Origin of the sequence: Sphingomonas yabuuchiae (genome assembly GCF_001477495.1) — a bacterium.
GTDB classification, from domain to species: Bacteria; Pseudomonadota; Alphaproteobacteria; order Sphingomonadales; family Sphingomonadaceae; genus Sphingomonas; species Sphingomonas yabuuchiae_A.
This window is the reverse complement of record NZ_LDTF01000028.1, coordinates 37,460-51,665: the sequence shown is the minus strand read 5'-3', so window position 1 is coordinate 51,665 and position 14,206 is coordinate 37,460. Positions and strand designations below refer to the sequence as shown.

Below are 14,206 nucleotides of genomic sequence, written 5' to 3'. Positions count from 1 at the left end.
TTCAACGGGAGATGTCGCATGAAGTTATCGGTTCGCGCCTTATGGCTCTCGATCGCCATGATGGGATGCGCGCCCGCCGCCGCGCAGGAGGTTCGCTTGCCCGGTGGTTACAGCCCCGGCGTCGCCATCGGATATGGCGCGCCCGGCAATGGCTGGACGGCGGTGGACGAAGCGCATCCCCTGCCCGTCGCGCCGCGCCAGGACCTTGCCCTGCTGGCAAGCGGGAACACGGCGATGGCGGCGCAGACCGTCTATGGCGGCGATTACCTGTTCGGACAAAGCTGCACCGCCTATGGCACGATCGCGCTTCAGGTGCTGGCCGCCGATGGCGCCAGCTTCCAGACGATCGTGACGCGCACCGCCGCCGACCCTGCGCCGGTCGGGGTGGCGCTGGGGTCCAACGCGATCGTCCGCGTCGATCTGTCGGGGACCAGCGGCTGCGCCGCCAACCTGTCGCGGGTGCCCTGATGCGGGGCGTCATCCTTCTCGTGGCCGCGCTGGCCTCGTGGATCGCCAGTCCGGCCGGTGCCGCCTCGCGCTATCTGGTCCGAACGGGCTCGGGCGGGGGCCAGCCGGTGGGAACGCAGGTCGTGCCGCCACCGGACGGCTTTGGCCATGTGCCGCCCTTCACCGTCACGCGGCGACCGGATGGGACCTATCGCCACAGCTTCGACGTGACGACCCGGCGCCCGACGCCGACCGTCACCATCTATGTCGGGCCGGGCGGCGACAACAGCGCCAATTGCCTCAGCTGGGCGACGCGCTGCCGCAGCCTGCGCCAGGCCATGGTGCGGGCGGGCGCGCAGCCCGTGACCCAGGTCGTCCGGATCCTCGCGCAGGCGGCCATCTACCGGGCGACCAGCGTCGACGGTGCCGGTATCCCCGACGATTTCGGGGCATGGCTCGGGGCACGGAACCTGGTCATCGAACCCTGCGACAAGGCCGGTCAGCCGCTGCCCGCCAGCGACGGCCGATTCTCGCGGGCGGCACAGGTCGTGTCCTCGCACGAGGCCGCCCTGCCCGGCTTCACCGCGACCGCGGACCCCCGCGTCTTCGTCGCCAGCTACACCAACCAGCCGCTCGACCGGGCGATGTGGGATGAGAAATATTCCAATCGGTTCGGCAGGCCGCTGGGCCTGCTGCCGGTTCCGACCGACGGGATCGCCAACACGGCCAATCCGATCGCCGAGATCAATGCGGCGGCCGATCGGTTCGGCAAGGGCGCCTTTTTCCTCGACACCACGGCCAAGAAGCTCTGGGTGCGGCTGTCCGACGGTCGTGCGCCCGATGGCGATGTGCATATCAGCGCGACGGGGCGGCAGCTGTATCTGGCGATCACGCCCGACCTGAATTTCTCACTCTACATGCGGCAGGTCGATCAATGGGGCGGATATTTCCAGCTCAACGGATGGCCGAACCGCTCGACCTGGGCGATCTCGCTGGTCGATACCTATCAAGGCTATGTGACCAACGGCGCGAGCCTGTTCACCACGGCGGGGTCGGTCGTCTGGGAACGCAGCGTCATCTCGGACTATGGCATCGATGCGTTCGGCACCGGGACCGAGGCGAGCGAGAACGGCTATTTCACCTGGTACGAGCTGGATAGCATCGCCGAGTGGGGCGGCTATGGCCAGACGGTCGAGGACGGCTCCGCCAACGCCTCGACCCAGCATCGCCATTCGGTCGGCGTCAGCGTCAACACCGTCTATCGATTCAACACCAATCGGACGGTCCACGACATCGGCGATGCCCGGTCCTGGCGCCTGGGAATGACGGTCGGCCCGTCGACCCGCGCGACCCAGGAGGCGAGCGGACTGCTCACGCCTCCCAAGGACGGCGCGAAAGCGGCGGCGGTCGCGGTCGCGGCGGGCTATTATAACGAGACGGGGCCGCAGACGACGAAAATCTGGGTCGACGGCCTGACCGTCATCGGACCGATGACCTATATCCTGGGGGCCTATAACAACCAGCAGGGCGGCGGTTCGGGCGGGACCATCTATTATCGCAACGTCACCGCGCCGGACGGCATGCCCCAAGTGACCGCGTCTCCCTATGCCGGACAGGCCCAGACCGGCACGATCAAACCCTATTGAGCCACGGTTCGCGGCGAAGCCGGGCGCTTCGCCGCGTATCGGCCGTGCAACGGGCGGCCGACCATGATATTGCGTTGCAGCGTGACGCTAAGGACTTCCCCCGGCAAAGTGGCCCCCGGACGCAGGTCCGCGCGCGGCGTTTGGATCATGCTCGCCGCCTGTTGGGCGATGCTGGCGTCGGTGGCGCCTGCCTCGCCCGATCTGCGACCGACCCGGGCGGGCACGACCGGCCCCGTCGCCAATGAACGCTATGGCTGGCGGCCGGTGGCGATCGGCGGGGGCGGCTTCATCACCGGCCAGGCGATCGATCCGCGCGGCAAGACCCATGTCGCGCGCACCGATGTCGCCGGGGCCTATCTGTGGAATGCCGATCGCGATCAGTGGATGCAGCTGGCCACGGCCGCGACCTTGCCCGCGCCCGAGCGTGACAGCGACTGGGTATGGGGCGGCGTCTATGAGATCGCCGTGGCGCCCTCGCGCCCCGAGCGCCTCTATATGGCCATGCAGAAGGCCGTCTTCCGCTCCGACGATCGTGGGCAGCATTTCGTCCGCGCCTGGCCGCAGGGGGTGCCGCTCGACCTCGACGCCAACGGCCCCTATCGCATAACTGGACCGTTCCTCGCCGTATCGCCGCGCAATCCCGACCTGGTGCTGCTGTCGACCCAAAACGACGGGGTGTGGCGCAGCGAGGATGGCGGCGTGAGCTGGGCACGGCTCGCCGATATTCCCGCCGCGCCGCCCGAAACCGCCGCAAAGACCAAGGGGCGGCCCGATCTCATCTGGTTCACGCCGGACGGATCGCGCGCCTGGATCATGGCGCAGGGGATCGGCATGGTCGTGTCGACCGATCCGGCCGCGCGGACCTTCGCCCCCCTCACCAAGGACGGCCCCTCCCCGCAATTGCTGCGCCGGGGCGGGTTCGACCGACACGGCGTTTTCCGCGGTGCCGACCAGGAAGGCCATGCCGTCTGGCAGGCCGATGGCGGCCGCTGGACTCGCTACCCCGTCGTCAGCAACGGCCAGGAGCGCGAGGTTGCCGCCGTCGTAGCCGATCCCCGCGACGACGGGCTCTACGCCTTTTCGCCCTATGGATCGGTCTTCCGGTCGGGGGACAATGGCGCCAGCTGGTGGCCGGTGCCGACCCGCATAGGCGGCGCTCCGGCGAGCGAGCCGTCCTGGCTGAGCGCGCTTTCGTTCAACAACAAGCTGATCGTCGCCGACGTGATCCCGGATCCCGTCGTCCCGGGGCGGCTCTGGGCCTCGGCGGGCGTCGGCCCCTTCCGCGCCGATCCGCCGCCCGGCAAATTGTGGCTGACCTGGTCGAGCCAGGCGCGCGGCATCGAGGAGCTGGTGGCGACCGGCGTCGCCCATCCCCCCGGCGGCATTCCTCTGTTCACGGCCTGGGACTTCGGCATCCATGCGCGCGCCGATCTGGATCGTTTCTCGACGACCTGGGGGCCGCGCCCCCGCGTGCTGATCGCCGCGCAGGACCTGGCCTGGAGCGCGGGCCATCCCGAAGCCTTGGTGACCAACGCCACCGACACGCGCGAATGCTGCTTCGAGGACGGCGAAACGGTCCTGGCGGGCTATAGTCGCGATGGCGGCGCGTCCTGGCACCGCTTCCCGACCCTGCCGGTTCCGCCCGGCACCAAGCCGGATGATCCCAAAGCCATGTCCTATGGCACCATCGCGGTGTCGTCGGGCGACCCGGACAATGTAATATGGGAACCCGCCTTCGGCCGCTCGCCCTTCTACACGCTCGACAATGGCAAAAGCTGGCAGCGGGTCGTCCTGCCCGGCGAAGTGCTGCCTTTTACCGGATCTTATGAACGCTATCCCTATGTCCGGCGGACCCTGGCCGCCGATCCGGTGGTGCCGGGGCGTTTCCTGCTGTTCCATAGCGGCCTGGGAGCGAATGCGGCGCTGAAGGGTTTGTGGCGTACCGATGATGGCGGGCGTCATTGGACGCGGATCATGGCGGGTGATATAGCGCCCGCCAATGGCTATAGTGCCAAGCTGCGCGCGATGCCGGGGGTGCGGGACCGCTGGTTCTTCACCAACGGACAACGCGGGCCGGGGAATAACGGGCTGCGGCACAGCCGCGATGGGGGGATGACGTGGCAGACGCTCGATCCGGTGGAGCAGGCCACCGATATCGCCTTCGGCAAGGCGGCGGCGGGCCATGCCACCCCCACCATCTATATCGCAGGAAAGATTTCGGGGCGAACGGGCCTGTGGCGCTCGATCGACGACGGCGCTACCTGGCAGATGATCGGGGAGCGGCCGCTCGGCCGTCTGACCGATCTGGTGGCGATCGGCGCGGACCCGGACCATTTCGGCCGCGTCTATGTCGCCTATGCCGGATCGGGGTGGCTTTACGGCGAACCGACGCCCTGCCGACCGGTGCCGATTGGTCGTGACACCGTCAGCGAATGCGTCGCCGTCCGATAGGACGCCGATCGAAAGCCCGCGCGTCCATCGCACCTTCCGCGCCGCGCGGACCGCCATCCCGGCACCCATCTGGCCCGCCCTGCTGGGGGTCGGGCTCTTGTTCGGCGGGCTGGACAATGGCCTTGGCAAGGGCCTGATCTGCCTGGCGGCGGCGATGCTGCTGTTCTGGCAGATCGCCCGCGATCCGATCCCCCGCGACATGGGCCGCGCGCTCCTGCCCGTATTCTCCGCCATGACGCTGGCCGCGCTCTGGGGATGGTGGACCAGTACCGCCACGGGCCTGGGCCGTGCATTGGCCCCCGACCTGATCCTGAACCAGCTGATCGGCCTGATCGGCAACACCCTCGTCTTCACCCTAGCCGCACTGATCGGTTATCGGCGTCGCTCGCTCGAGCGCGACAATGAATGGCTGATCGTGTTTCTCGCCCTGGGCCTGATCGCGGGCCTGTTGTTGCGCCTGGACGACGAGACGCGATTCTTCGTCTTCTGGGAACGGGCGCATGGCCCGCGCTTCATGGGTACGCTGAACAACGCCAATGTGGCGGCCAATGTCTATGCGGTCGTGGCGCTCCTCGCCTTTTGCCGTTTGCTCGACCTGCGCACGCCCCGCCGCAACGGGATTCGCCGCCGCAGCGACAAGGTCCGCTTCTGGTTCTGCGCCGCGATGCTGCCGCTGGCCTTGGGCGCGATCGTCGCGACGGGATCACGCACGACGATCGTGACCGTCGCCGCCATGTCGGCCTTGCTCATCGCCCTGCGCGTCGCCCGCGCCCGGGGACGGCAGCGCAGCGGCGGCATCATGGCGGTCGTCGTCGCCATGATGCTGCTAACCCTTCTTGCCACCCCGCTCGCCGCGATGGTCAGCAGCCGTTTCGACGCGATGCAGGAGGGGGCGTCGGGGCGCTGGCTGCTCTGGACCCATTATGCCGACATCGCCTCGGCCGCCCTGTGGCGCGGTTATGGCCTGGGCAGCTTCCCGATGGTCAATCTGCGCTACCCGGGCACGATCGACGTCGCGCAGCAACTCTGGATGGTCAATTCGCCGCACAACATCGTCCTGCATTTCCTGCTGGAGGGCGGCATCGTCTTCCTGCTCGCCCATATCGTCGCGGCCGCCTTCGTGCTGCGGGCGATCGGCCTGGCGCTGCTCTACGGGCGGTTGCGGACCGATGTGACGGGGCTGCTCGCGTCGGCGGCGATCATCCTGCTGGGCGCGATGGTCGATATCGTGCTGGAGGTTCCGGCGACGGCCGCCCTATTCCTGACGCTGGTCGGCCTGAGCTTCGGACAGGCCCGGCGGATTCTCGGGCGCGCCTGACAATATGGTGCGCCAGCGGAGCATGAACGGGACATAGGCCGGGCTGGCGCGAAACGTGTCGAAGACCCGCGCCCAGCGACTCTGGTCGACGCCCAGCATCCACACGCCTTCGTTCATGATCGCGTCCTGAGTCGATCGGCCCAGCATCGGCCAGACCTTCACGCCGTAACCGATCCGCCACAGGCCCGCATCGTGAAGCAGGGGTGCGCTGCCATAGCTGGCCACCAGCGCCTGTCGCGCGAGGCGTTGATCGGCCGCGCTGTCCCCCAGGCTGGCCGCATAGGCGAGCACGAGGTCGGCCTCGCCCCATTCGGGACGCGCTGGACGAGCCTCCAATGCCTCGCCCACCGCGCTGGCGACCAGGGCCGCGCGATGCGCGCTAGGCTTCAGAGCGGCGGCCTGTCGCGCCGTCCAGAGCGCGTCAAGGATCTGCTGTTCAGGAGAGCCGATGATCGGCAGGGTCTGGGCCGTAATGCCCCATGGTTGGTCGGGGTTCGGCGCGGTGTCGTTCGCAAGCCTGGCCCGGCTGACGACGATCGCCGACTGGCGGGCGACATCGAACAATGCCAGCCCCATGACAAACGCCAGGCCGATCCCGATCGGCCCCGCCACACCCCAGGATCGCCGCCGCCGTCGGGGAGACGGGCGGCGGCGAGGATCGTCAGTTCGACTGGTAATATTTGGCATAGCGGCTGGAGTAATAGAAGCCGCCCACCGCGTCCGACATCGGATCGACCATCGACAGGACGATGCCGGGCACCACCGCGCCGTCCCCTTCCAGCGCGGTCAGCGCCAGCTTGACGGCCTTGGGCGGCGTCTTGCCCCAGCGCACGACCAGCGGGGTCGTGTCGGCGATCGTCGCGATCGTCCGCGCATCGGCGACGCCGAGGACGGGCGGCAGATCGAGGATGATCTGGTCGTAGGACTTCTTGGCCTCGGCCAGCAGCCGCTCCATCGCACCATGCGCGAACAGGTCCTGCGAGGTGAACAGCGGCTGGCTGACCCCCAGCAGGTCCAGCCCCGGTACCTGATCCGGCGCCACCGCCTGCGACAGCGGGCACGTGCCTTCGAGCACCTGGATCACGTCGTTTTCGGGAATCGAGGACGAGGTGATCTTGCGAAGTCCAGCATTGCGCAGGTCGCAGTCGATCAGCAGCGTGCGCATCGAGTTGATCGCCGCCATGCGCGCAAAGGACAACGCCAGCGTCGTCTTGCCCTCGTCCGGCAGCGCCGAGGTGAAGGCGACGACGGTCGGCGACACGCTCTGGCCATGGCCCACGATCGATGCCCGGACGTTTCGGATCGCCTCGCTATACATGGTGGCGCGATTGCCCAGCACGCCATCGGCAGGCGACCGGCCGCTCTTGCCGATCCGGCGACGGCTGCCCTCGATCGGGATCGAGCCGAGCACCGGCAGGTTCAGTTCGTCCTCGACCTCCGCGATGGTGCGGAAGCCGCCCTGGAACATCTCCAGGACCAGCACCACGCCCAGCCCGGTCGCGATCGCGACGACCGCCGCCAGGACGATCAGCAGCTTGCGATTGGGCGAGGTCGGGGCGCTCGGCGGACGCGCGCGATCGACGATCTCGGCCTGCGCGATCGAACCGCGCGCGCTCTGCGTGCTGTCCAGCGACAGCTGCGACATGCGGTCATAGGCGGCCCGCTTGCTGGCGGCTTCGCGTTCCAGACCCAGCGCCTCGGCGGAGGCACGGGTGTTCTTCGCGCGATCGCCTTCCAGGCCGCGCATGCTCGACCGCAGCGAGGCGACCTGCGCATCGGCGGCGTTGGCATCGGCCTTCAGCGAGTTGACGACCCGCGCCGCCTCGTCGGTGATCTGCGCATCGACGGCCTTCAGCTGGTCGCGGACGCGGATCGATTCGGGATGCTTGTCGCCGTAGCGCGCCTGCACCTCACCCATGTTGCGGATGATCTCGGCGCGCTGGCGGCGCAGATCGGAGATGACGTTCGAATTGCGGACTTCCGACACGGCGTCCAGCCCGCCGCGCGCCACCTGGGCGGCGGCGATCGACGCCTTGGAACGGGCGGCAGCGGCGGTCGCCTCGGCGGTCGCGAGCTGCGACGACAGCGATCCGATCTGCTCGTCGACCACCGTACCCTCGGTGGTGTTGCTCGAAATGCCGTTGCGCGCACGATAGCTTGCCAGCGCGCTCTCGGCCGCGCGGACTTCGCGACCCAGATCGGACAGGCGATCGCGGAAGAAGTCCGCCTGACGCTCCGAGGTCCCGACCTGCGATCCGACCCGCAGCTTGATGTAATCGTCGGCAAAGGCGTTCGCGATATCGGCAGCCTTGTTCGGGTCCCGCGCACGATAGGACATCGCGATCAGGTAGCTGAGCTTGTCACGGCCCACCGCCAGATTCTGCATCACACGCCGCGCCACGATGTTGAGACGCTCGGTCTCGCTCATCTGGCCGGCGGGGGGCAGGCCGCGCGTGAACGTGGGGTCCTGGTCGAGATGCAGCGTCTTCACCACGGTGCGCGCCAGTTCCAGCGACGTCATGACCCCGATTTCGGTCTCAATCGCCTCGGAATTGACCATGCTCTGCGCCTGGTCCTGCGCCATCGGGTTGCGGCTCGGGTCGATCCGGATGCGCGTGGTCGCGTCGTAGCGCGGCTGCAGCATCGAAATGACGATGACCGCCACCACGAAGAGCGGGATCGCGATCCCCAGCAACAGCCAGATTCGACGCCGCAACGCGGAGCCAAGGTCGGCCGCCACATCGCCCAGGCGACGGCGATGGCCAGCGGACATTGCGACGGCTTCGCCGTCATTTGCTTCCTGAGGGCGTCTGTTCAGCACGGGGATACCATTATATTGGCGGGCTTAACGCTGTATGATCAGCGAGAGGCCTGCATTGAACTGTTCGATCTTGGCCGACCCGATCAGGCCCTGACCGACCGTCGTCGACAATGGCGAGGTCCGATAGCCGTAATCCGTCGAGAACCGTACCCGGAATCGGTTATTAATCAGATAATCGGCATGACCGCCGACCCGAACGATGTCGTACGACAGGTTGGAGTTGGCATAATCCTGGTTCTGATAGGCGACATTGCCTTCGAGCAGGACGTTCGAGAACAACTCGTGATTGACCCGCAGCGCGACCGCGGAGTCAAAAAAGGCGCCGTTGCCCACAATGACGGCATCGTCCAACTGCCGGTGCAATTCGAGCGTGATGTCGGTGTTGCGGCTCAGGAAATAGGTAAGCTCGCCCTGCGCCGACAAACCGCCGACATTGGCATAGATGGGCGATTTGTAGTTCCGTTGGGCATAGCCGACCGCGAGGGTGCCACGGAAAAACGCCGAGATATCGGCATTGAAGCCCGCCTGCGCACGCCAGCCGCCCGAATCCCGGTTGGGATTGCCGTTCAGCAGCGTCCGGTCATAGTTGATGTCGGTATAGGTGCCCTGACCGAACACGACGAAACCGGGCGACAGGGCATATTCGCCCTGCCCCTGCACGTTCACGATCTGGCGATTGCGATCGGCCTGACTCTGGATCACGCCGTTGCGGAATTCCAGCGGACGGAAACGCAGATCGGTATAGTCGGCGGTGGCGATCAGGCGCGTGCGCCCGACCTGCCGCTCGAACTTGGTCGACAGGAAATCGCGCCGATAGGTGGACAGCGCCGCCAACGGGGCCGAAAGCTGACTGGAGAACGGCTCTTCGCGGATCAGCGCGGCCTGGCCCTCGCCCGTCAGGCTCATCGAATCCAGGATATCGAGGCGGCCGAGCGCGCGCAGATTCCATTCCTCGCGATTGAGGACGGGCTGATTGGCGTAACGGCGAAACGCGCCGCCCGCCGACAGCTGGAGCGCGTGACGCGACCAGTCCGACCGAGCGGACACCGACGGGGCGGCGACGAAATACACGTCGCCGGTGCGATCGGTCGGCGATGCATAGACGTTGTCGGCGACGACCGTGCCCAGATCGAGCCGCGGGAGGATCAGCATCCCGCCGCTGCGAATTCCCAACGCGTCATAGTCCGGGCGCGCGCGTTCCTCGACGGACACGTTGCGGTCCTGATTATAGTCGGCGGCCACCACCGGACGCACCACGGTCGAGACCTGCGCCTGCGCCGCCGGAGCCCAAATGCCGCCAAGCACCGTGGCACCCATCAAAAACCGCCACATGGGACGTCCGCTCTTAACCACCATGATGCCCCGCTTTTTTACGGTCAGTGTCCCTGGTCCACTCCCGCCATTATCGTTCACACCGACCCCGAACGGATCGACGCCTTTATCGTCGGGCTCTTACAGCGCGTAGTTGACCGACCCGCCGCCGACATCGACCGATGGCGACGAAAAGCCCGTGCTGCCCGGAAAAAATGCATCCGCCAGACCCGCCGTACCGCCCGTGCCGATGCTCGACGACGCATTGTTGAGCGCCAGGGTCATCGCCGCTCCCATCGGGCACAACGACCCCGCGGTGCTCAGCGCGTCCTGCTTGACCTTCAGGTCGACGTCGGTCTGGCTGAGGGCAAAGACAATCTCCGCCTCGAACCGCGTGGCATCGCTATCGGGTGCGATCGTCTTGATCCGCTCGCAGACCCTCCGTGCGATGGACTCCGCGTCTTCCTTCGTCGCCGCCTCATCGGCCTTGGCAGGCGTCACGACCGCCTGCGGCGCTTCCTGCAACGCCATGGCGCTCGCGGCCGGAATGACGGCGAAAGCCATTGCCGCGCCTGCCCGCCATTGATTGACGATCCGCATTAGACATCCCCACTGTTATGGATTGACGCGCCCCGCATCAGAACAACCGCTCGCCCACACGCAGCGTGTCGCCAGGCCAGATGCGCAGGTCGGGCGTCAGGCGATAAAGCTCTTCCTCGCTGGAGCCGGACCGGCGAATGAAGATCGCCTTCTTGTCCGCCCGCGGCGTGAACCCCTTGGCGGATGCCACCGCATTCAGAGCGGTCAGCCCGACGACATAAGGATATTGGCCTGGCGTCTGCACTTCACCCAGGATGAAAAACGGACGATAGGTCAGCACCTCGACGCTCACCCGCGGATCACGCAGATAGCCATTGGCGAGCTTGTCGTGAATGGACTTACTGAGACTGTCGATATCCTTGCCCTGCGCCGCGACATCGCCGATCAGGGGAAGCGCCAGCGCACCGGCCGAATTGACTTCGAACTCACCCGACAGCGACGCCTCGTTGTAGACGATCAGGCGCACCTTGTCGCCGACACCGAGTGTATAGTTGTCGACCTTGCCACCAGGCGCGACATACCGCTCCCCGGTGCTGATCGCGTGACCGCCAGCCGTGGAACAGGCCGCTAGCAAAAGCAGCAACAGAGAGGTGATGAAACGCAAAACCGACATCCCTTATTTGGCTGTTTTTGCCTAGATATGCTGCCGCCGAACCGCAAGCCGACGGTCGCGCGCATCGCCCCATAATGACACAATGCACAATCCCCCCGGGCGACCTGATGAATGACGTATAGGGTCACCCCATGTTAGCCCGACGCCGAAAGACTTTCCCGCCGGAAAAGTTCCGCGCCAAGCTGATTTTATTAACTCATGTGTCTCGACCAGCCGAGGCGCGCCAATTGATAAACAGACCGGCACCATGCCGAATTGCGGCCGGCCACGTCTGGAATATATGCGATGCACCATGAACCGCGCCCTTCGGAGAAGGGGCATGATCATGCTCCGGATGTTTCCGTCGAAGCCCTTGTCGAGCAGTGGCGGACGCGCGGTGACGCGACCGCCATCATCCAGGGGCCGGACGCCCATTCCACCAGCTTTGCGGCGCTGTCCCGACATCTGACGACGCTTCTGGACCATATCGGACCAGATCGGCATCTTCTCTTGGTGGAGGCCACACCAACAGTATCGACCGTGATCCTGTGCCTTGCGGCTTGGACGGGTCGCCATGGCATAATCCTTTGCCCGCCAGACGATTCCCTGAGCCTGGAGCGGTTGACCCGGCAATTCTCGCCGAACTGGGTTGCGAAGGCGGGCGATAGCGGCGATGCGATCGCCCGGCTGGTGCGAGCCGAGCCGGTCGACGGCCGACCCGCGATGCACCCTATGTTGGCTGTTCTGCTACCGATCGGCGGCCGGGGTAGCGAAGTTCAAGCCATTAGACTCTCCCGCCACAATCTGACCGCCGGCGCCGAGGCGATGCGGGTTGGCTGCGACATCGCCCCGGACGACCGCACGCTGTCCTTGCTGCCGCTCGACCGAGCACATGGGCTGGCGATGCTCGGCAGCCATCTGCTCGCCGGAGCCACATTGGTGCTCGATCCGCGCGACCCGACGGACCCGGCCTTATGGGCCTCGGCTCGAAAACTGGGCGTGACCGGCGTGGCAGGCGATGCGGAGTCCTTCGACCGGCTCGTCGAGGTCGATCTCGCCGCGCAGGCCCCTGCCAGCCTGCGTCGGCTGATCCACGCGGACGGGCATCTGCCGCCCGAACGAGCCGCCCGTTACGCGACGCTGGCGCGAAGCCGGGGCTGGCGCTTTCCGGTGCTATATGGCCGGAACGAGGCCAGCGGCCCGATGGCGTGCCTGCCGCTTCACCACCCGGACACCGATCTGGAAACGATCGGATGCCCGTTGCCAGGCGGGCACCTTACGTTGCGCGACGATGCGGGCCAAAGCGTCCAGGGCACCGACCTGGTTGGCGAACTCCTCTATCACGGCCCCGGCGTTCTGATGGGCCATGCCACCCGCCGGGAGGACCTGGCGCTTCCGCCGCAGGAACCCGTGCTGCCGACCGGCGATCTGGCACGGCGGCTGCCTTCGGGCTCATATCGGTTGGTCGGTCACCTTGGACGGACGGTCAGGATTGTCGGCCGGATGATCGATCTGGCCGGGGTCGAGGACAGGCTGGCCCGCGCCGGCATATCCGCCGTGGTGACCGGCAATGACGATCAGATCTTCATACTGGTCGGTCCAGACGCGGAAGGGGCGAGCATCGTTTCGCTGCTTTCAGAAGAACTGGGTCTTCCGCCCGCCCGTATCGCCATCCTTTGCCTGTCCAACGCGCCGCGCCTGGCCACGGGCGAGGTCGATCATCAGCGCCTGCGACTCGACTTTCAGGAGCGGCGTCCGCCCGCCCCCATGCCGCATCCGGACCGACATACGCCGATCCGGGACATTTTCGTCTATATGTTCGGCGACGCCGCCCAGAACGATTCGGCCAGTTTCCGGTCGCTTGGCGGCCATTCCTTCCTCCATGCGACCATGGCAAAGGCCCTGGAGGAACGATTGGGCCAGCTTCCCGACGGATGGGAGGCGACCAGTATCGCCGCGCTGGCCCGCCGCGCCGAGGATGCCGCCGTACCGGCACTCGCCTCGCCGCCGCTGATACTCAGCAATCTCGACACGTTGCGCGGCATCGCCTGCCTGTTGGTCGTCGCCTTCCATGTCGTCGGCCTCAATTCCGACACCGGCATGAAGCTTCCGATGGATTCGCCCTGGCACGGCGTCGTCGATTCGATCCGGTTCATCAGAATGCCGCTGTTCACGGCCATGGCGGGCTATCTCTATGCGCTGAAGCCTTATCTCGACCTGCCGCGGCCCACCTTTATCCGACGCAAGTCACGCGGCTTGCTGATCCCCGCATTTTTCGTAGGGGCGGTCATGTGGGCCATCCGCGCCAAGATGCATATCGACCAGCCCAGCCTGCTGCTGGCCCTACTGGTCGGCAGTCTGCACCTCTGGTATCTGAATGCGCTGTTCGTAGTGTTCGTCGTCATAGCTTTGGCAGAGCGACGCGGCCCCATGCCGCTGACCCTGGCGGCCGCGATGGCTGTGCTGGGCGTCGGACTGGTCCTGCCAGCCCGGACCGCCGAATGGCTGGTCATCCCCAACGTCCTTTACCTGCTGCCCTATTTTCTGCTCGGCATGTATCTGAAACGGCTGCCCGAACTCCTGTACAATCCGCTGACGGTCCGCGCAGGCGCCGTCATCAGCCTCGCCATGCTCGGTCTCGAACTCTATTGGCGGACAGGGACGGCACCCGTACCGTCTTTCGAGCCCTTCCTGACCTTGATCGCCGGGTTCGCCGTGGTGCCCCCCCTGCTCTATTACGTTCCCAAAGTTCCGCTGCTGGCCGCGCTCAAGCCCTATTCGATGACCATCTATCTGTGGCATCCGCTCGCCAACGGGGCAGTCCGTGCAATCCTGCAGCGGCTCGACATCGGCCTGGGCGCGACTTTCGTCCTCTGCATGATCGGGGCCGTCCTGCTGCCGATATTGCTCCACAAGGTCGTTCAGAAAATGCCGCTCATCAGCCTGCCCGTCATCGGACGGTGATTTTCGCTGGCCGCAACACTCCAAAAGAGGCAGTTTATCGGGCAGACCGTTGAACG

At 66.4% G+C, this 14,206-nt stretch carries 10 protein-coding genes; 5 read left to right on the top strand and 5 right to left on the bottom strand.

The genetic code is table 11. The features are described 5' to 3' along the window. The first annotated feature begins 18 nt into the window (after nucleotides 1–18). The 4 genes from NS355_RS06995 to NS355_RS06980 all read left to right on the top strand — a co-directional run bounded on the left by NS355_RS06995 (nucleotide 19) and on the right by NS355_RS06980 (nucleotide 5,862). The gene (locus tag NS355_RS06995; RefSeq protein WP_058745053.1) at nucleotides 19–468 is read left to right on the top strand and encodes a hypothetical protein; all 450 of its coding nucleotides are present in this window, start codon (nucleotides 19–21) and stop codon (nucleotides 466–468) included. Further along, nucleotides 468–2,093, top strand: coding sequence for a hypothetical protein (locus NS355_RS06990; protein ID WP_058745052.1), 1,626 nt, complete (start codon nucleotides 468–470; stop codon nucleotides 2,091–2,093). The genes NS355_RS06995 and NS355_RS06990 overlap by 1 nt, the downstream gene beginning before the upstream one ends. 147 nt (nucleotides 2,094–2,240) lie before the next feature. Next, on the top strand, nucleotides 2,241–4,544 hold the full coding sequence (locus tag NS355_RS06985; protein ID WP_058745051.1) for a WD40/YVTN/BNR-like repeat-containing protein: 2,304 nt from the start codon (nucleotides 2,241–2,243) through the stop codon (nucleotides 4,542–4,544). Then, the gene (locus NS355_RS06980; protein ID WP_153008095.1) at nucleotides 4,510–5,862 is read left to right on the top strand and encodes an O-antigen ligase family protein; all 1,353 of its coding nucleotides are present in this window, start codon (nucleotides 4,510–4,512) and stop codon (nucleotides 5,860–5,862) included. Before NS355_RS06985 ends, NS355_RS06980 begins: the two co-directional genes overlap by 35 nt. Here NS355_RS06980 and NS355_RS06975 read toward each other — a convergent pair. The 5 genes from NS355_RS06975 to NS355_RS06955 form a co-directional block, all read right to left on the bottom strand. Then, a complete protein-coding gene (locus NS355_RS06975; protein ID WP_058745049.1) occupies nucleotides 5,800–6,474 on the bottom strand; it encodes a hypothetical protein in 675 nt (224 codons plus the stop codon). The genes NS355_RS06980 and NS355_RS06975 overlap by 63 nt on opposite strands. 49 nt (nucleotides 6,475–6,523) lie before the next feature. Continuing rightward, nucleotides 6,524–8,635, bottom strand: a complete 2,112-nt coding sequence (locus NS355_RS06970) for a GumC family protein (RefSeq protein WP_084787643.1) — start codon at nucleotides 8,633–8,635, stop codon at nucleotides 6,524–6,526. A 72-nt stretch (nucleotides 8,636–8,707) separates the two neighbouring features. Then, nucleotides 8,708–10,015: an outer membrane beta-barrel protein gene (locus NS355_RS06965; RefSeq protein ID WP_058745047.1), complete on the bottom strand. Its 1,308-nt coding sequence runs from the start codon at nucleotides 10,013–10,015 to the stop codon at nucleotides 8,708–8,710. Nucleotides 10,016–10,135: 120 nt separating this feature from the next. Beyond that, complete coding sequence (locus NS355_RS06960) at nucleotides 10,136–10,594, bottom strand: hypothetical protein (protein ID WP_058745046.1); 459 nt, start codon at nucleotides 10,592–10,594, stop codon at nucleotides 10,136–10,138. Between the two features lie 37 nt (nucleotides 10,595–10,631). Then, a complete protein-coding gene (locus NS355_RS06955) occupies nucleotides 10,632–11,207 on the bottom strand; it encodes a polysaccharide biosynthesis/export family protein (protein WP_058745045.1) in 576 nt (191 codons plus the stop codon). Nucleotides 11,208–11,492: 285 nt separating this feature from the next. On the opposite strand from NS355_RS06955, the gene NS355_RS06950 reads away from it, so the two are divergent. Continuing rightward, nucleotides 11,493–14,150, top strand: a complete 2,658-nt coding sequence (locus NS355_RS06950) for an acyltransferase family protein (protein ID WP_084787639.1) — start codon at nucleotides 11,493–11,495, stop codon at nucleotides 14,148–14,150. The last annotated feature ends 56 nt before the right edge of the window (nucleotides 14,151–14,206 follow it).